The sequence below is a fragment of the Thermanaerovibrio velox DSM 12556 genome, from assembly GCF_000237825.1.
Classification (GTDB): domain Bacteria; phylum Synergistota; class Synergistia; order Synergistales; family Synergistaceae; genus Thermanaerovibrio; species Thermanaerovibrio velox.
This window is the reverse complement of sequence record NZ_CM001377.1, coordinates 1,436,688-1,453,391: the sequence shown is the minus strand read 5'-3', so window position 1 is coordinate 1,453,391 and position 16,704 is coordinate 1,436,688. Positions and strand designations below refer to the sequence as shown.

17 protein-coding genes are annotated in these 16,704 nt (G+C 60.9%); 14 read left to right on the top strand and 3 right to left on the bottom strand.

What is annotated here, in order from left to right; genetic code table 11:
- Window positions 1–44: 44 nt before the first annotated feature.
- Entirely contained in the window at window positions 45–248 is a 204-nt protein-coding gene (locus tag THEVEDRAFT_RS07000) for a cold-shock protein (RefSeq protein ID WP_006584018.1), read from the top strand.
- 359 nt (window positions 249–607) lie between these two features.
- On the opposite strand, the gene THEVEDRAFT_RS06990 is transcribed toward THEVEDRAFT_RS07000, so the two are convergent.
- Entirely contained in the window at window positions 608–1,531 is a 924-nt protein-coding gene (locus THEVEDRAFT_RS06990) for a DMT family transporter (RefSeq protein ID WP_006584017.1), read from the bottom strand.
- Window positions 1,532–1,708: 177 nt separating this feature from the next.
- On the opposite strand from THEVEDRAFT_RS06990, the gene THEVEDRAFT_RS06985 reads away from it, so the two are divergent.
- From THEVEDRAFT_RS06985 to THEVEDRAFT_RS06975, 3 genes are all read left to right on the top strand, one after another.
- Complete coding sequence (locus tag THEVEDRAFT_RS06985; protein ID WP_245522782.1) at window positions 1,709–2,056, top strand: hypothetical protein; 348 nt, start codon at window positions 1,709–1,711, stop codon at window positions 2,054–2,056.
- A 116-nt stretch (window positions 2,057–2,172) separates the two neighbouring features.
- Window positions 2,173–3,435 carry a DUF1576 domain-containing protein gene (locus tag THEVEDRAFT_RS06980; protein ID WP_006584015.1) on the top strand — a complete coding sequence of 421 codons (1,263 nt, stop codon included), beginning with the start codon at window positions 2,173–2,175 and terminating at the stop codon, window positions 3,433–3,435.
- Window positions 3,436–3,439: 4 nt separating this feature from the next.
- On the top strand, window positions 3,440–3,784 hold the full coding sequence (locus THEVEDRAFT_RS06975) for a hypothetical protein (protein WP_006584014.1): 345 nt from the start codon (window positions 3,440–3,442) through the stop codon (window positions 3,782–3,784).
- Between the two features lie 55 nt (window positions 3,785–3,839).
- Here THEVEDRAFT_RS06975 and THEVEDRAFT_RS06970 read toward each other — a convergent pair whose 3' ends face one another.
- Window positions 3,840–5,735, bottom strand: a complete 1,896-nt coding sequence (locus THEVEDRAFT_RS06970) for an ABC-F family ATP-binding cassette domain-containing protein (RefSeq protein WP_006584013.1) — start codon at window positions 5,733–5,735, stop codon at window positions 3,840–3,842.
- 192 nt (window positions 5,736–5,927) lie between these two features.
- Between THEVEDRAFT_RS06970 and THEVEDRAFT_RS06965 the strand changes: the two genes are divergently transcribed.
- Window positions 5,928–7,142, top strand: coding sequence for an MFS transporter (locus THEVEDRAFT_RS06965; protein WP_006584012.1), 1,215 nt, complete (start codon window positions 5,928–5,930; stop codon window positions 7,140–7,142).
- Here the strand turns inward: THEVEDRAFT_RS06965 and THEVEDRAFT_RS06960 are convergent.
- The gene (locus THEVEDRAFT_RS06960; protein WP_245522632.1) at window positions 7,132–8,703 is read right to left on the bottom strand and encodes a PucR family transcriptional regulator; all 1,572 of its coding nucleotides are present in this window, start codon (window positions 8,701–8,703) and stop codon (window positions 7,132–7,134) included. The genes THEVEDRAFT_RS06965 and THEVEDRAFT_RS06960 overlap by 11 nt on opposite strands.
- Window positions 8,704–8,978: 275 nt before the next feature.
- Here THEVEDRAFT_RS06960 and THEVEDRAFT_RS06955 point away from each other — a divergent pair, with 275 nt between their 5' ends.
- From THEVEDRAFT_RS06955 to THEVEDRAFT_RS06920, 9 genes are all read left to right on the top strand, one after another.
- Window positions 8,979–9,866 carry a carbon-nitrogen hydrolase family protein gene (locus THEVEDRAFT_RS06955; RefSeq protein WP_006584010.1) on the top strand — a complete coding sequence of 296 codons (888 nt, stop codon included), beginning with the start codon at window positions 8,979–8,981 and terminating at the stop codon, window positions 9,864–9,866.
- Between the two features lie 6 nt (window positions 9,867–9,872).
- The gene (locus tag THEVEDRAFT_RS06950; protein ID WP_006584009.1) at window positions 9,873–11,063 is read left to right on the top strand and encodes a CaiB/BaiF CoA transferase family protein; all 1,191 of its coding nucleotides are present in this window, start codon (window positions 9,873–9,875) and stop codon (window positions 11,061–11,063) included.
- Window positions 11,064–11,070: 7 nt separating this feature from the next.
- Window positions 11,071–11,790, top strand: a complete 720-nt coding sequence (locus THEVEDRAFT_RS09195; protein WP_006584008.1) for an oxamate carbamoyltransferase subunit AllH family protein — start codon at window positions 11,071–11,073, stop codon at window positions 11,788–11,790.
- A gap of 47 nt (window positions 11,791–11,837) precedes the next feature.
- Complete coding sequence (locus THEVEDRAFT_RS06940) at window positions 11,838–13,376, top strand: AllF/FdrA family protein (protein ID WP_006584007.1); 1,539 nt, start codon at window positions 11,838–11,840, stop codon at window positions 13,374–13,376.
- Window positions 13,376–13,558 carry a hypothetical protein gene (locus THEVEDRAFT_RS06935; protein ID WP_040825391.1) on the top strand — a complete coding sequence of 61 codons (183 nt, stop codon included), beginning with the start codon at window positions 13,376–13,378 and terminating at the stop codon, window positions 13,556–13,558. The genes THEVEDRAFT_RS06940 and THEVEDRAFT_RS06935 overlap by 1 nt, the downstream gene beginning before the upstream one ends.
- A gap of 70 nt (window positions 13,559–13,628) precedes the next feature.
- Complete coding sequence (locus THEVEDRAFT_RS10130; protein ID WP_281054538.1) at window positions 13,629–14,045, top strand: oxamate carbamoyltransferase subunit AllG family protein; 417 nt, start codon at window positions 13,629–13,631, stop codon at window positions 14,043–14,045.
- Between the two features lie 77 nt (window positions 14,046–14,122).
- Window positions 14,123–14,887: a YlbE family protein gene (locus tag THEVEDRAFT_RS06930; RefSeq protein WP_281054537.1), complete on the top strand. Its 765-nt coding sequence runs from the start codon at window positions 14,123–14,125 to the stop codon at window positions 14,885–14,887.
- Window positions 14,888–14,977: 90 nt separating this feature from the next.
- Entirely contained in the window at window positions 14,978–15,781 is an 804-nt protein-coding gene (locus tag THEVEDRAFT_RS06925; protein ID WP_006584006.1) for a cyclase family protein, read from the top strand.
- A gap of 64 nt (window positions 15,782–15,845) precedes the next feature.
- Entirely contained in the window at window positions 15,846–16,700 is an 855-nt protein-coding gene (locus THEVEDRAFT_RS06920) for an FAD binding domain-containing protein (protein WP_006584005.1), read from the top strand.
- Window positions 16,701–16,704: the final 4 nt, after the last annotated feature.

Below are 16,704 nucleotides of genomic sequence, written 5' to 3'. Positions count from 1 at the left end.
GCAACCGTCCTTCTCTAGAAAGGACTAAATTCAGGAGGCAACAAGTGGCTACTCAGGGTACTGTTAAGTGGTTCAACGCGACGAAGGGTTATGGCTTCATCACCACCGACGAGGGTAGGGATGTTTTCTGCCATTTCAGCGCCATCAAGATGGATGGCTACAAGTCCCTCGAGGAGGGGCAGCGGGTCTCCCTTGATGTGGAGATGGGTCCTAAGGGCGAGCAGGCTGCCAACGTGGTGAAGCTCTAAATAAAATTTAGAACTTGCCGCAAGGGGCGATCGTGAGATCGCCCCTTTCTCTTTTTTCCCCTTTTGCGGCGGGCGCATAGAGCCCTGGACCTTCCTATGAGGACGGAGAAAAAATGGGAAAAGCCCCACTCCCTCAGGGGTTCTTCTGAGGGGGTAACCGGTATCCCCGCTATAGCCTTTTCCCAGGGCTTGTCCATCCTTCCACTGTCCCGTTGTCTCAAGGGGATCCATGACATCCATGACGAGGAGAACAAGGATAACGGGACGGATATGAGCTCCGTCCCGTTATCAAAGTTCAAGAGGACCTGCTGCATTGGGGAGGACGAAATTCCCTTGGGTTCTCGTTCTCTCGTGCCCAGCTATCGTTCCTCCGCCCTGCTCAGGAGCCGTTCCGTCCAAGCGGCTGGCAGCTGCACCTCCACCAGGATGATCGCCGCCATCACCATGAAAGCCCCCATGAGCATCTGGGGGGTGAACACCTCTCCCAGCATCAGCACCCCCGCTAAGGCGCCGAAGACCGCCTCGGTGGAGAGCAGCAGTGCCGCATGGGTCGGGGACGTGTAGCGCTGTGCCACGTTCTGGATAGTGAAAGCCCCAACGGTGGAGAAGGCTATCATGTACGCCATGGACCACCATGCCCTCGGGGGCATGGCGCTGAACGATGGGTTCTCGAATAGGACGGCAAACGGCAGGCTGAGCAGCCCTAGGGTTATCATCTGCAGCGAAGCCAGCCCCACCGGATCGGTCCTCTTGGAGAACCGGTCCACCGCCAGGAGGTGGGCGGCAAAGAACACCGCGGACACCAGGGTCATGATGTCCCCCTTGTTTAGCCCCCCCGCCTCGGCGGCGCTCAAGGTCCATATGCCCCCAAGGCAGATGAAAGAGGCGGTCATGGACTTAAGCCCTGGGAAACGCCTGGTTATCCCCCAGGATATGAGGGGTGCCAGCACCACGTACGTGGCGGTGAGGAACGCCTGCTTCCCCGCGCTGGTCCATATGAGCCCCATGGTCTGAAGTGCAAAGGCCAGGAACAGCAGAAACCCGGTGCATAACCCGTCAAGGATGCCCCTCTTGGATAGACCCTTCAGGCGCTTGTTGAATATGAGGCCTAGTATGACCCCTCCGGCCAGAAATCGGCACACCAGCACCGTGAATGTAGGAAGGTACGTTAAAGCGTCCTTCAGCACCGCGAAACCCACGCCCCAAAAAGACGCGGCCAGCAGTATCGAGCTGTCCGCCAGGAGCACCGTTCTCCTGCTAATATTTAAGCGGGACTCCGTCACCACAAACGCCTCCCTTCCGGGCAAACGCCCCGAAGATGTAATATATCACATGCAATGATAATAGTCTAACTTGTAATCAAAATTAAGAGAATGGGGGCTTCTTCCTTGCGCATCGCCGGTTATCTTTTGGGTTTCCTCACCTGGGGTTTGATATTTTGGGTGTCCTATGGAAGGGGAGTGGTCCCCTTGATCCGGTCTCTTAGGTCCCAGTCTGCCCCTCTAGCCATGGGAAGGATGTTCATCCTGTGCTTCCTCCTGCTGGAGGTGATCATACAAGGGCTTTGGGTGGCCTACTGCTCCGACCGGGCCATGAACTTTGTCCAGGATCTGGGCAAGCCCATGGCCTACGGCTTGGGATTCCTCTGTTGCCAGGTACCCCTTGCCATGGTGGCAAGGTCGGAGACCCCGGGCTCCCTCTACCACGTGGCAAGGTCCGTAATACCCATGGGGCTCTTCCCGGCCTTCGTGCTCAACCCCCGATGGCTCTTGATGTATCAGTGGATCCTCTCCGGTTTTTATCGGTAGGGTGTTATAATTGAAAATAATAGACCTTTATTAAAAGCTGAGGAGGTCGGACCCATGAAAAAGAATACCCTCAACCACTCGCCTCCCCTTGCGAAAGCCGTTGGAGGTGCCCTCTGATGGAGGAGACGAGGCGGGAGTTCCGTCGTTACGGGGTCATCTCCGCGTTCCTGTGGGCCCTCATACTGTATGGCATCTTCCTGTGCGACGGCAACGTGGACGAGCTTTTTGCGGGGCTTAAGAGGATACTCTTTTCCACTTGCACCCTGATAACAGACTATGTGCTGCTTGGAGGCCCCTCTGCCGCGCTGGTTAACGCGGGGATGGTGGGTCTTTCCGCCCTTGGAGTCTGTGCCGCTGCCCAGGTGAGGTTGACGGGTCCTGCCATAGCGGCGGTCTTCACGGTGTGCGGATTCGGGTTTTTCGGTAAGAACATGCTTAACATCTGGCCCATAATAATCGGGGTAATGCTCCACAGCCGATTTCGCGGGGTGCCCTTCAAGGATCACCTGCTCATATCCCTTTTTGGAACCTCCCTGGCACCGTTGGTAAGCGAGCTGGCCTTCGGGGCCTCCCTGTCCCCGGTGGGGCCTTGGCTTGGATCCGTCTTGATGGGGTTGGTGGGAGGCATTGCGGCGGGTTTCTTCCTGCCCCCCTTGGCGAAACACTTTCTGGTGGTGCATCAGGGTTACAACCTATACAACGTTGGTTTCACCTGCGGATTTTTGGGGCTGGTGGCCCTTGGATTGCTCAGGGCCATAGGGGTCCCGCTGGACGGGGGTTTCTACTGGTTCAACGGGGGGCAGGATATATTCCTCGTTCCAATGGTCCTGCTGTTCTCCTCCATGATAATAGGGGGTCTTATAATTACCCCTGACTTCATGCCGGGCCTTAAGGACCTGTACTCATCGTCCGGTCGTCTCGTGTCGGACTTCGTCCAGTACTCCGGGTTCGGCCCGTCCCTTATAAACATGGGGTCCCTGGGGCTCCTGGGGATTCTGTACCTTAAACTCACCGGCGGAGACTTAAACGGCCCAACCGTAGGGGGCATGATAACCCTTGCGGGCTTCGGAGGTTTCGGAAAGCACCTTAGGAACGTGGTGCCAGTGATGGTGGGTACTTGGCTGGCGGCGGTGGTGTCCGTCTGGCCGGTGACCAGCCCAGGGGCCACCCTGGCGGTGCTGTTCAGCGGATGTCTTGCCCCCATGAGCGGAGCCTTTGGGGTGGCGGCGGGAATCGCTGCGGGGTTCCTGCACCTGATCGTGGTGATGACCGTGGGGAGCATCCACGGGGGGCTTAGCCTTTACAACAACGGCCTATCCGGCGGCATAGTGGCTGCAATGCTGCTGCCGGTGCTTGAGGCCTTGAGGGAGGAGGACTGATGTCATGAAGGGTCAGTGGGCCAAGGCCATACACGCCTCCGGCGAGCTCGTGGCCTATCTCATACGGCGTGGCTCCAGGGAGATAGAGAATCGCTTCCTCTTCGTCAACGGGGTCCTCCACGTGGAGATACGGTCTCCGGACCTTGTCCTATCCCAAGAGGACCTGGAGAGGCTGAGACGCCGCCTGATACACCCTCAGCAGAGGGAGATAGGGGAGTACTACTGGGGCCTCGCCGGGGGGGAGCACAAGGGCACGGAGCTTGAGGTGGTGGGCAACGCCACGGAGGTGCTGTGCGTGGAGTCCTCCCCCGGGGAGGGAACGTTCATAAGGCTGCGCCGCAGGGATTGACATGGTTAAAATCCGTCCCGGCCCTGCGGCTTGCCGGTGCTCCGCACCCTCGGGATCATTCTATGGAGTCTAGCTCCTCCGCCAGGGCCTCCCACTGGGGGTACAGGGACTCAAGACGCCGGTTTGTCTCGGACAGCTCGAGCATCAGCTCCTGTACCTTGGATGAGTCGCCTAGAACCTGGGGGCTGCACAGCATCTCCTCCAGCTCCCTCTTCCGATCCTCCGCGGCCCCGATGGCCTTCTCTATGGGGGTCATCCTGTCCAGCACCGCCTTCTTAAGACGGTATATCCTGTTCCTCTCCTCCGCCTGGCGCCTTCGTTCCTCCTTTACGGACCCGGAGTCCTTTTGAGGCCCCGTCCCCCGGGAGTCCCGTCCACCCGCCTCCAGGGACGAACTAGGGCCCCCGTCGACCCCATCGATCTCCCCCCTAATCTCTGCGAACCGGCTGTAGTTGCCCAGGTACTCCCTGAGGGCGCCCCGGCGTATCTCGAACACCCGGTTCACCACCTGGTCAAGGAAGTCCCGGTCGTGGGACACCATCACCAAGGTACCCTGGTAGGCCTTAAGGGCCCTGGCGAAGATATCCTTGGTCCTCTCGTCCAGGTGGTTTGTGGGCTCGTCCAAGAGCAGGAGGTTCGCGGGTTCCATGAGCATCTTGGCCAGGGTCAGCCGGGACTTTTCCCCCCCGGACAGGACCTCCACCGGCAGATCCCAGTAGTCAGGCCCCAACAGAAACGCCCCCAGGGTGGACTTCACATCCTGGTCGGTGACGTACGTCCCGGCGGATCTCGCCTCCTCCAGCACGGTCTTCCGATAGTCCAGGTTCTCGGCGCTCTCCTGGGAGAAGAACGCATACCGCACACCGCTGCCCAAGCGCACGATGCCCTCCGATGGGGCCTCCCTAAGCCCCATCAGCCGCATGAGGGTGGACTTGCCGGAACCGTTGTAGCCCACCAGGGCCACCCGGTCCCCCCGGTGCACCTCGAAGCGGATCCCCCTGAAGACCCACCGGCCCTCGTAGCTCATCCCAAGTCCCTGGGCGGTTATCACCAGCTCGGGACCCCTGGGAGGGGTGGGGATCTTTATGGTCAGCTCCCTTGCGGACTCCAGCTCCACCGCATCCTCTATCCTCTCCAGCGCCTTGAGGCGGCTTTGTACCTGCGAGGCCTTTGAGGCCTTGTACCGGAAGCGCTCCACGAAGGCCATGGTCCTGGCCCGTAGCTCCCGGACCTCCTTGGCCCTTCGGCGCAGCTCCTCCTCCTCCGCCTCCCTGGCCCTCAGGTAGGACTCGTAGCTCCCCTGATAGGTCCTTATCTTCCCGCCCCGGATCTCCGCCACCGAAGCGGTGGTCCTGTTTATGAACCGCCTGTCGTGGGACACCGCCACCATGGTGCCATCGAAGGACTTGAGGTACCCCTCAAGCCACTCCATGCTCTCCGTGTCCAGATGGTTGGTGGGCTCGTCGAGAAGCAGCACGTCTGGCTCCGAAAGCAGTATGGAGGCCAGGAGTATCCTCATCTTCCAGCCCCCAGAGAAGTCCGCACAGTCCCTCTCGTGATCCCGCTCCTCGAACCCAAGGCCGCTAAGAACTCGCCTTGCCCGGGCCTCGAAGGAGTAGCCCCCTAGACTGGCTATCCTTGACTGCAGGGCGTCATGTTCCTTGGCTAGCTTGAGCGCCTCGTCCTCCCCTATGCCCGATGCACCCATCCGAGCCTCAAGCTCCCGCATCGCCGACTCCGCCTGAGTCAACCCGCTTCTTGCCCTCAGGTGCTCCATCAAGCTCCCAGGCCCCACCTGGGCTATGTCCTGGGGGAGATAACCCACCTGAAGCCCCTTCACGGTGACCGAGCCGGACTCCGGATGGTCTTCCCCGGCGAGCAGCCTCATTAGAGACGTCTTGCCGCAGCCGTTGGGACCCACCAGGGCCACCTTATGCCCCGTTGGGACCACCCAGCCCGCGTTGTCCAGTATGACCCTTTCCCCGTACCTAAGGGATACCCCTTCTAAGATTATCAGCTCCTATCCCTCCAGTTCCCTTCTTCTGGACCAAAGAGGATTTTACAACCCATTAGGTGCTTTGGCTCGGGGGTGGTAAACTAAGACCACCTTTTTAGATGAAGGGGGGCTTTCGTAATTAGCGTTTTGAAAATCACGGGGGTCTTTAAGGACCCTAAGTGGCTGGCCTGGGTCCTGCAGGACGTGGGCAACTCCGCCTTTGCCACCACCATAATGGCGGTGATGTTCCCCCTTTTCTACCGGGAGGTTTTGGGTGCCGGAGCTCCCAAACAGCTGGTGCTGGCCATGTGGGGCTACGGCACCGCAATGGGGATGCTAATGACCGCCCTACTGGCACCTGCCTTGGGGGCCGCGGCGGATCAGCGGGGGCTCAGAAAGTCGCTTTTCATGGCCTTCACCGCCCTGGGGGTGATTTCATCGTTCGCCATGGGGCTTCTCCCCCGAGGTGGCTGGATCTTGGGGCTTGCGGTGTTCGTGGCGGGCTCCCTTGGGTTCTCCTTCAACAACGTCTTCTACGACTCCTTCCTGCCCCACATAGCCTCCGATGAAGATCGCTCCCTCCTGTCCTCCGCGGGTTATGCCTTGGGATATCTGGGGGGCGGCGTGCTCCTCATGCTGAACGTCCTGATGGCTGCCCGTTACGGGGAGGCGGGCTTTAGGATGTCCTTCGTGTCCGTGGCCCTCTGGTGGGCCGCTGCCACCGTGCCTTTCTGGATGTTCATCCAGGAGCCTCCGAGGGCCCTTGGAGACTCCTACGGTCTCTTCGCAAGGCCCCTTAAGACCCTTAGGGAGCTCCCAGGGGACCCGGATGTGATGTGGTTCCTGTTCGCCTTTTGGCTTTATAACGACGGCATAGGGACCATAATGAGGATGGGGGTTATCTACGGCTCCAGCATTGGGATAGACCAGCGGACCCTCCTGATGTCTCTGGTGGCCACCCAGTTCATAGGCATACCCTTGACCATGCTGTGGGCCAAGGCGTCGGACTTCGTGGGGGATAAGCGGGCCCTTATGGGGACACTGGCGGTGTACCTTCTGATATGTCTGTTCGTCCCGTTCATAAGGACCCCCTATCACTTCTGGGCCATGGCGCTTGCCATAGGTTCGGTCCAGGGGGGTGCCCAGGCGCTTTCCCGGTCCCTCTTCTCAAGGATAGTGCCGAAGGATCGAAGTGCGGAGCTCTTCGGCTTCTACGACCTGTCCAGCAAGTTTGCTGGGGTCCTTGGTCCCCTGGCGTTCGGGGTCATATCCCAGATGACCGGGTCATTCGCCCTGGGAGGACCACTCCTGGCTGGGTTCTTCCTCTTCGGCATGGCGATGCTGCTTAAGGTCAGAGCTTGATCCCCCGTTTTTTAATGCCGTTCCCTATGTGGTAAGCCAGGGCAAGCCCCAGCCTGTGGTGCGGGTTGTTCAGATCCACGCCCAAGAGTTTCTCCAGCTCGTCCAGGTGGTTCCGGACGGTGTTGTAGTGCAGGTGAAGCATCTGGGCGCACTGCCGGGCGTTGAAGTCGCAGCTCACCAGGCTCCTCACCAGCTCCTTCAGGGGAAGGCTTCGCCTTGAGTTGGACGAAGCCTCCTCAAGCAGGGGCTCGAAGAACCTCTTGTAAACCCCCTTGGCCTCCGGAAGCCGGAAGAGGTTGTCCAGCAGGGCGTACAGCGACAGGTCCTCGTGGGCGTATGCCCCGGGGTCCAGGGAGAACTCCCTCAGCCAGTTGAAGGTCCTCTTGGCCTCCTGATAGGACCTGCTTATCTCCCCTATGGATTTTATGCCCCCTCCTATCGCCACGTAAACCTTGAGGTCCCTTCCCCGCTGGCTCCACTCTCCCTTGGCCTGATCGAGATCGGGCAGGGGGACCAAGCCTGTCCACATGTCCCCAAGCCTGTAGCTCATAACCGCGTTCGGAGGGGTCCACCTCGGTGGGGACGTGCCGTCCATGCTGGACACTATGACCACGCAGGACTTATGGGGCAGGGTTATCCCAAGCTCTCTCAGGTTGGCCTCCACGATGGAGGTGTCGTTGTATATGTCCAAACACAGGGTCTCGAAGAGCTTCTCCTTCTTCATGGCGGACCGGTTGGATATGGCGGAGAGCTCCAGGGCTGAGGCCCTCACCAGCGTCATGGCCCGCAGTATCATCCGCTCCTGCCTTGCGGAAGGCATGTTCTCCCCCTGGCTCAGCCATAGGTGCACCGTGAGCGGGGTGTCCGAAAGGAACCGGTAGGAGGCGCTCCACTGGAGCACCCCGCTGTTCCTAAGCTCCAGGTTGGCCACCACCTGTCCCCTCTTTGGCAGTCCCCGCTCCTGGACCACCGGGGTCTTAAGGAACTCCTGGGCCGCCTCGGGTCCCTCCACCGAGCCATCGGGCATGAAGTTGTGGCATATCCCCATCTGGGAGCACTGGACCGTCAGGGTCCGCTGAAGCCTTGAGGCGAAGGTCGAGAGTATCTGCCTTATGTCCAAACCCTCTTCAAGGAAGCTGCCCACTTCGTCGATGGAGCATGCAGAGCGGTTGCGCTCCTGGAACAGGAACGTTTGTACCCCCTCTATTATGTCGGTCCAACGATAGTGGAGCGGGATGGACAGCAGCGGCAGCCCCATCCTGTCCGCCTCGCTCACCATGGAGGATGGGAGCTCGTGATGATACCGGTCCAGCTTCACCCCCACCGCCGCTATGCCCCGTTCGTTGACCCGCCTTAGGAAGTCCGTGAAGGCCTCCGGGTCCTCCCGGAATATGTAGCCGCTGCCCACAAGGAACTCCCCGCCCCTCATCCAGCGATCCACGTCGGGGGCGTCTATTACGGACACCGAGGAGAGCTCCCTGTTGAGGCCGCTGCTGCCCCCCAGGAGGTCAAAGTCAGGGAACAAATGGTGTCTTAGAAGGTCCGCCGCTATCAAGCCCAATCCCCCTTGGAGCGCCCATTGTGAAGCCCATGGCAATATGGATATTGTTGCTCAACAGGCGTCGTCAGATTGTCAACGGTTGCCATGGGATGGCAACCCTTAAGAAGGTATTGTAATGTAGCGGTCTATAAAGGCAATAGGCTTAGTGGCTTGAAAGCGCCAAACCTACGATCCTACGGGGCTGCTGCTTTCAAGAAGGTCTTGTTGTGCGGGGATTACAAATTGATTGGTTGTAGTTTTTAGGGCCCCTTGTGGGGCCATACGGGGGGATTGGGATGAGATCTTTCGTGGCGGCGGCGGTGCAGTTTGCCGTGGAGCCGATGGATGTCGAGGAGAATCTGAGCAGGGCCGAGATGTGGGTGGATCGTTGTGTGAAGGAGTCCCAGGCGGAGCTGGTGGTCCTGCCGGAGAGCTTCACTACCGGGTTCACCCCCTTGGGGGATGCGAAGGACCTTTGGGACGCGGTGTCCGAGATCCCTGGCCCTTTGACCGACCGGGGGGTCCAGTGGGCCAAGAAGATGGGGATACACCTGGTCTTCCCCACCTACGAGAGGGGGCCGGAGCGGGGGGTGGTTTACAACTCCGCGGTCCTCATAGGCCCCTCTGGGATATTGGGGGTTTACAGGAAGACCCATCCGTTTCCCACCGAGAGGCTTGAGGGGGGTGGGTGGACCACCCCGGGTCATGAGCCCTTCTGCGTTAAGACCGAGCTTGGGAACATAGGCATAGTGATCTGTTACGACGGGGATTTCCCGGAGCTCGCCAGGGTCACCACCCTCATGGGGGCGGAGGTCATATGTCGGCCCTCCGCGTTCATGAGGACCTTTGATCACTGGGAGATAACGAACCGCGCCAGGGCCTACGACAATCACGTTTACTGGGTGGCCACCAACTCGGTGGGACGGGATGCGTCGGGGGCGTATTTCTTCGGAGGTTCCATGATAGTGCATCCCTCCGCCATGAAGCTGGCCCAGGCCAGGGCCAGCGACGAGTGCGTATGGGCCCGGCTGGATCCGGATCCCATAAGGAGGGTGTTGCCCAACAGCTCCGCGGAGCAGTGGTTTGATCACGTGGAGGACCGGAACCTCAGGAGCTACCGGGGGATTTTGGAGGAGGGGCGCTGCCCCTTTGAGCCCGCCAGGCGGATACCCTACGGGAGGTGATTGGCCGTGAACAGGCCGTTGGAAGGAGTTACGGTGCTGGATCTTACCAGGGTTTTGGCGGGTCCCTTCGCCACCATGATGTTGTCCGACCTGGGGGCCCGGGTGATAAAGGTCGAGAACCCCTCGGGGGGTGACGACTCCAGGGCCTTCGCCCCCATGGTGAACGGAGAGAGCGCCTACTTCATGAGCATAAACCGGGGCAAGGAGAGCGTGGCCATAAACCTGAAGCACCCGGAGGGGAAGAAGCTGCTGTTGGAGCTCGTGAAGAAGGTGGACGTGCTGGTGGAGAACTTCAAGCCCGGCACCATGGAGAAGCTGGGGTTGGGCTACCCGGTGCTGTCCGGTGTGAACCCCAGGTTGATCTACGCCGCCAGTTCCGGGTTCGGTCAGTATGGCCCGTACAGCCACCTCCCCGCCTATGACCTGATAATCCAGGGCATGGGAGGGTTGCAGAGCATAACCGGTCCGGATGAGGAGCACCCCACCAAGGTGGGTTCCTCCATGGCGGACATACTGGCCGGCATATTCACCGTGATAGGCATACTTGGAGCCCTCAGGGCCAGGGACATAACGGGTCAGGGACAGATGGTGGACGTGGCCATGTTGGACTGTCTGGTGGCCACGCTGGAGAACGCCATAGCCCGGTACGTGGTCACTGGGAACGTGCCTAAGCCCGCGGGGAACGATCATCCATCCATAGCCCCCTTTGCCACCTTCGAGAGCTCCGACGGTTTTGTGAACATAGCGGCGGGGAACGATGCCCTTTGGGCTAAGCTCTGCAGCGTGCTTGGCATGGAGGAGTTCGTCCAGGACCCGAGGTTCCTCACCAACTCGGACCGCATAAGGAACTGGCCGGAGCTCAAGGCGGCTATAAACGAGCGCACCAGGACCAGGAGCACCGCCCATTGGGTGGAGGTCCTGCGGGAGGCGAACGTGCCTTGTGGCCCCATAAACACCGTGGACAAGGTGGTATCGGACCCCCACGTGTTAGCCCGGGACATGATCGTGTCCCTGGTCCACCCGGTGGCTGGGGAGCTCAAGGTCCCGGGCGTGCCCATAAAGTTCTCCAAGACCCCGGGGGAGATAAAAGGTCCCGCACCGCTGCTTGGGGAGCACACCGGCAAGGTCCTGGGGGAGTTCCTTTCCATGGGCGAGGAGGAGATCCAGGAGCTTAAGCGCCAGGGGGTGCTGGGCTGAGGCTCCCATGGGGGGCTGTGAGGTCTTCCCTCTTGGGGTGAGCGATGACGTCCTGGGGGACCTTGTCCTCTCTGGAGCCCCCTTAAGGGTCCGGGAGGTTCACCGGCGGGCGGTGAACCTGGAGGGTCCCGGGGGTGTAAGGGTGAGCTTGGTGCAGGATCTGTGTCTCATGGGGCCCAGGAGCGTCCTGGTGAGGTCGTTGGAGGGTCTTGCAGGGGATGTCACGGTTTGGCTCCCCCCTGGGCCATGCGGTTTGTACTGGCCTTGGGTGGACGGTCTTGAGCCCCTTGGGGATTTTAGGCCCCTTTGGCTTGAGTGGCTAGGCTTCCTTGAGGATCCGGAGCTGTCCTTCTTGAGGGGGCCGGTGGAGGGGGGGGACCCCATGGGGCTTGTGGGGATGGGTCCCGGACACACCCCGGCGGGGGACGATGTGCTGACCGGTTGGCTGTTGGCCCGGAGGGCCGTGGGGGATGTATCGGCGGGGATGCGGTTTCTTGAGGTGTTTGACCCCCGTGGGACCTCTTGGTTCTCGTCGGACCAGCTTTCCTGTGCGGCCCTTGGCCTTGCGTGGAAGGCCGCCAGGGATGTTCTGGCGGGGCTTGGGGGGGTAATGGGCCGCGGAGACCTTCTGGAGGCGGTTGGAAGGGCCCAGGCGGTGGGGCACACCTCCGGCAGATGCTGTCTTATAGGGATGGCCCTAGGCATAGAAGGTTTAATGGCCCTTTGAGGGCTTGGTTTTTAGGCTGCAGACTCAGAGGTTGCGGAGGTGATCTTGTGGTACAGCGCATAGAGGTGGTAGAGCGCACCTATTACGACAGCGTCACCCTGATGAGGGTTGCCAAGGAGATCAACTCCATGGAGGGGATAAGCTCCGCGTCCTTGTCCATGGGCACCGAGGCGAACTTGAGGATCCTTGCCGCGGCGGGATACGACCTGTCCGGGCTTTGCGCGACCCCTAACGACCTTATCATAGCGGTCATGGGGGAGCCGGACCTCCTCGACGGGGCTGTGGCGAAGGCCAGGGAGTACCTGAGCAACCCCCCCTGGAAGCAGCAGGGGCAGGATGGGGGCGGGGTTTACAGGCCCAAGAGTATTGACGGGGCCCTTTCGGTTTTGGGGGATGCCAACCTGGCGGTGGTGTCCGTGGCGGGCCGTTACGCCGGTGACGTGGCGACGGACTGCATATCCAAGGGGCTCAACGTGATGCTCTACTCGGACAACGTGCCCCTGGAGAAGGAGATAGAGGTCAAGAGGGCTGCGGCGGAGAAGGGGCTCCTGGTGATGGGGCCTGACTGCGGCACCGTGATAATCCGCGGGGTGGCCATAGGGATGGCCAACGTGTGTCCCGTGGGGCCGGTTTCCATGGTGGCGGCGGCGGGGACGGGTCTTCAGGAGGTTCACGTGCAGCTGGCCCGCCGGGGAGTGGGGACCCTCCACGGCATAGGCACCGGCGGCAGGGACGTTAAGTCCGAGGTGGGGGGCATAATGGTTGAGATGGCTTCCCGGCTCCTGCTGGAGGACCCGGAGGTTAAGGTGTTGGTGATCCTTGGCAAGCCCCCGGCACCGGAGGTGGAGGAGAAGATCCTGAAGCTCGCTTCCGGTTCGCAAAAGCCGGTGGTGCTGGGCTTCATAGGCGGCAAGGCCAGTGGGGACAGGCATCCGGTGTACATCTGTCGGGAGCTGGAGGAGACCGCTGCGGTGGCGGCGGCGCTTGCGAAGGGGGAGGACGTGGGTGCCGTGAGGTCCGCCATGGAGGAGGAGGACCGGAAGATAAGGGCCCTGGCGGAGCAGATAGGGCTCCGCAAGGGATACCTCCGAGGGCTCTACTCCGGTGGGACCCTCTGCTACGAGGCCCAGCTCATAGCTCAGGACGTCTTGGGTCCCATTCACAGCAACACCCCCTTGAGGAAGGAGCTCAAGCTTGAGGACAGCCTGAGGTCCGTGGAGCACAGCATAGTGGACTTCGGGGAGGACGAGTTCACTCAGGGGCGTCTGCACCCCATGATAGACGTGTCCCTAAGGGCCTCCAGGTTCGAGGAGGAGGCGAAGGACCCGGAGGTGGGGGTCATCCTCTTCGACGTGGTGATAGGTTACGGCTGCAACCCGGATCCCGCCTCGGGGCTGGTGGAGGGCATACAGAAGGCGCGGAAGCTGGCGGGGGACCGGGTGGTCTTCGTGGCGTCCGTATGCGGCACCCCCGACGATCCCCAGGACTCGGACCGTCAGAGGAAGACGCTGGAGGACGCGGGAGTGGTGGTGATGGACAGCAACGCCAAGGCCTCGAGGCTTGCTGCGTACCTTCTTAAGGGGTGATGGGGTTGAACGAGAGATTGAAGAAACTCTTGAAGGAGGGTCCCAAGGTGGTGAACATCGGGGTGGAGCAGTTCGCCCAGGACTTGTCCGCCCAGGGCGTCCTGGTGGTGCAGATGGATTGGCGTCCCCCCACCGCCGGTTCGGACCTGCTGTCAAAGCTTAGGAAGCTTAAGAGGCAGTAGCGCCCTTGGCCCCCGGGTTTTGAGGGGGCGGGGGGTTGGAGAGAGCTTCTCATAAAAGGAGGGATAAGGGATGGTGGATATCGACAAGGCGAATCAGGAGGCCCTTTCCAGGCTCCTGTCGGCCCAGCCGGTGCTGGTGGACATGGGTCTTGCGGTGGACGTGGTCCCTGGGATGGGAGAGAAGATGCTGATGCACGCGGGCCCTCCCATCACGTGGGAGCGCATGTCGGGTCCCATGAGGGGGGCGGTGATCGCCGCTTGCCTGTACGAGGGATGGGCTTCCACCCCGGAGGAGGCCCAGGAGCTGGCGGCCAGCGGTGAGATAGCCTTCGATCCCTGTCATCATCACAACGCGGTGGGTCCCATGGCGGGGGTCACGAGTCCTCACATGCCGGTGTTCGTCATAGAGAACAAGGATCGGGGGAACCGGTCCTACTGCAGCATGAACGAGGGCTTGGGCAAGGTCATGAGGATGGGGGCCGTATGACCAGGAGGTAATAGAGCGCCTCAAGTGGATGCGTTACACCCTTTACCCGAACCTCCACGCGGGGATAAGGAGGGCCTATGAGGTCCAGGGGGGCGATAGACGTAAAGAACATAATAGCCCAGGCGCTGCACATGGGGGACGAGATGCACAACCGCAACAAGGCGGGCACCAGCCTGTTCCTTCGGGCGGTGGTGCCGTTCATGATAGAGGCGGTCCCAAACTGCCGGGATCTGGCGGAGGTGGTGCGGTTCATCGACAAGAACGACCACTTCTTCCTCAACATAGCCATGGCGGCCGCCAAGGCCAGCACCGAGGCGGCCCACGAGGTGGAGGGGTCTTCCCTGGTGACCGTGATGGCCCGGAACGGCACCGAGATGGGCATACAGGTCTCAGGGCTTGGGAAGCAGTGGTTTACCTGCGAGGCCGCCCTGCCCGATGTGCTTCTCTTCCCCGGGTACACCAAGGACGATGTCAACCGGGACATCGGGGACAGTGCCATCATGGAGACCCTTGGGGTAGGCGGTTTCGCCTTGGCGGCGGCCCCCGCCATAGTGCAGTTCATAGGCGGTACCCCGGAGGACGCGGCTAAGTACACCCTGGAGATGTACGAGATAACCCTTGGGGAGAACAACGTCTACTCCATCCCCTCCCTTAACTTCCGGGGCACCCCCACGGGGATAGACATCCTCAAGGTGGCGGAGACCGGGATCACCCCGGTTCTGGACACCGGGGCGGCCCACAAGGAGCCTGGACGGGGGCAGGTGGGTGCCGGCATAGTTCGCATGCCCGCCGAGGCCTTCATAAAGGCGGCGGAGGCCTTCGTGGAGAAGTACGGGGAGTAGACAGGCCACTTAGATTCAAGGTTTTGAGTCTTCGGAGTCCAAGCCCTTTGGGCTTTCTCTAGGCCATAAAAATGAAGAGGAGGAATGAACATGAGCGCTAACTGGGAACTTAAGAACTGGGGCAACATAAAGGTTTACGATCTCACCATCCCCATAAGCCATCTCACTCCTGCGTGGCCCACCTACGAGCCGCTGCAGATAAAGTTCTTCAAGCGTTTAGCCCCCAACGGGGCCAACGGTCAGTTGCTGACCCACTCCAACCACGTGGGAACCCACCTGGATGGTCCCCTGCACTTCTGCACCCACGGCTGCGACATAGCTAGCCTGGAGCTGAAGGATTTCCTCATCGGCCCTGGCGTGGTGGTGGACATAAGGGACATCGCGGAGGACTACGGCATATACACCAGCAAGGACATAGAGGAGCGGGCGGAGGTTCACGACGGGGACATACTGATCATCAACACCGGTTACCACCGCTACGGCTGGGACCAGCCTGAGGCGGACGAGGTGAGGTACATGGTCATGCACCCCGGTCCCACCTCTGAGTTCGCCCAGTGGTGCAAGAAGAGGAAGATAAAGTGGATAGGGGTTGACTGCGGATCCGCGGATCACCCCATGAACACCAAGATCCGGGAGTGGATGCCCTATCACGCCAAGATGGCGGACAAGCATCTCAAGGAGAAGTACGGCAAGGGGCTGGACGATTTCTTCCCGCCGGAGGACTACCAGCTCATGCACATCGATCTGTTCCCCCACAACATAATTCATGCCGAGTGTCTCGGCGGGGACATCGACCTGCTCTCCGGCAAGCGGGTTACCATCGGCTGCTTCCCCTGGCGTTTTGAGGGCGGCGAGTCCTGCATAAGCCGCATCGTGGCTTTCGTCGAGGAGTAGATGTATTTCACGGGGCGTTCCTATTTTAGGGCGCCCCTTTTTTTGAAGATGGGGGTGTGACTTTATGCTGTCCTTTGAGCTAGAGCGTCCCGCCACCTTGGCGGAGGCCATGAAGCTTCTGGAGAAGGATGGGGCTTGGGCCAAGAACGGCGGCACGGACCTTCTCGTCTGGATGAAGAAGCATGTGATCCAGCCCAAGCTGGTGGTGGATCTGAGCCTCATAGACGAGCTTCAGGGGATCGAGTTTACCCCTGAGGAGGGCCTATCGGTGGGGGCCTGTGTGACCCTCAACGAGCTGGCGTCCTTCCCCAAGGCCAGGGAGCTTTACCCCGCCCTGGTGGATGCCGCCATGTCCCACTCGGACCACATCATAAGGAACAAGGCCACCTACGTGGGGAACATATGTTCTTCCGTTCCTTCCGGGGACATGATCCCCCCCACCTGTGTATACGAGGGGGTTGTCCACGTGGCGTCCCACCACGGGGAGAGGCGGGTCCCGATCATGGAGTTCATAACCGGTCCCAGGCGCAACGTCCTTAAGCCCGGGGAGGTGGTCACCAGGATAACCCTTCCGGTTCCGGAGGGGCCTTCCGCGGGCTGCTACATCAAGCTTGGGCGGCGCAACGCCTTGGACCTGGCGCAGGTGGGGGTGGCCTGTCTTGTGACTGATGGTCCTTCCGGCAGGAAGTATCGGCTGTCCTACGGGGCGGTCTCCCCGGTGCCGGTGAGGGCGGTAAGGGCGGAGGCCTTGCTGGACGGGGTTTTAGACGTGGACGACAAGCTTATGGCCAGGGTATGCGAGGAGGCCAAGGGGGCGGTGAACCCCATAACCGACGTGCGGGCCAGCCGGGAGTATCGCCTTTCCATGGTGGGTGAGCTCACCGCCAGGGCGATAAGGAAGTGCCTTGAGAGTCTTTAGGGGG

Bases quoted from the DNA above. Each gene is read 5' to 3' on its own strand.
- THEVEDRAFT_RS06920 (WP_006584005.1), top strand. From the start codon at position 15,846: ATGCTGTCCTTTGAGCTAGAGCGTCCCGCCACCTTGGCGGAGGCCATG.
- THEVEDRAFT_RS06930 (WP_281054537.1), top strand. From the start codon at position 14,123: ATGAGGTCCAGGGGGGCGATAGACGTAAAGAACATAATAGCCCAGGCG.
- THEVEDRAFT_RS06955 (WP_006584010.1), top strand. From the start codon at position 8,979: ATGAGATCTTTCGTGGCGGCGGCGGTGCAGTTTGCCGTGGAGCCGATG.
- THEVEDRAFT_RS06975 (WP_006584014.1), top strand. From the start codon at position 3,440: ATGAAGGGTCAGTGGGCCAAGGCCATACACGCCTCCGGCGAGCTCGTG.
- THEVEDRAFT_RS09195 (WP_006584008.1), top strand. From the start codon at position 11,071: ATGGGGGGCTGTGAGGTCTTCCCTCTTGGGGTGAGCGATGACGTCCTG.
- THEVEDRAFT_RS10130 (WP_281054538.1), top strand. From the start codon at position 13,629: ATGGTGGATATCGACAAGGCGAATCAGGAGGCCCTTTCCAGGCTCCTG.
- THEVEDRAFT_RS06980 (WP_006584015.1), top strand. From the start codon at position 2,173: ATGGAGGAGACGAGGCGGGAGTTCCGTCGTTACGGGGTCATCTCCGCG.
- THEVEDRAFT_RS06925 (WP_006584006.1), top strand. From the start codon at position 14,978: ATGAGCGCTAACTGGGAACTTAAGAACTGGGGCAACATAAAGGTTTAC.
- THEVEDRAFT_RS06935 (WP_040825391.1), top strand. From the start codon at position 13,376: ATGGGGTTGAACGAGAGATTGAAGAAACTCTTGAAGGAGGGTCCCAAG.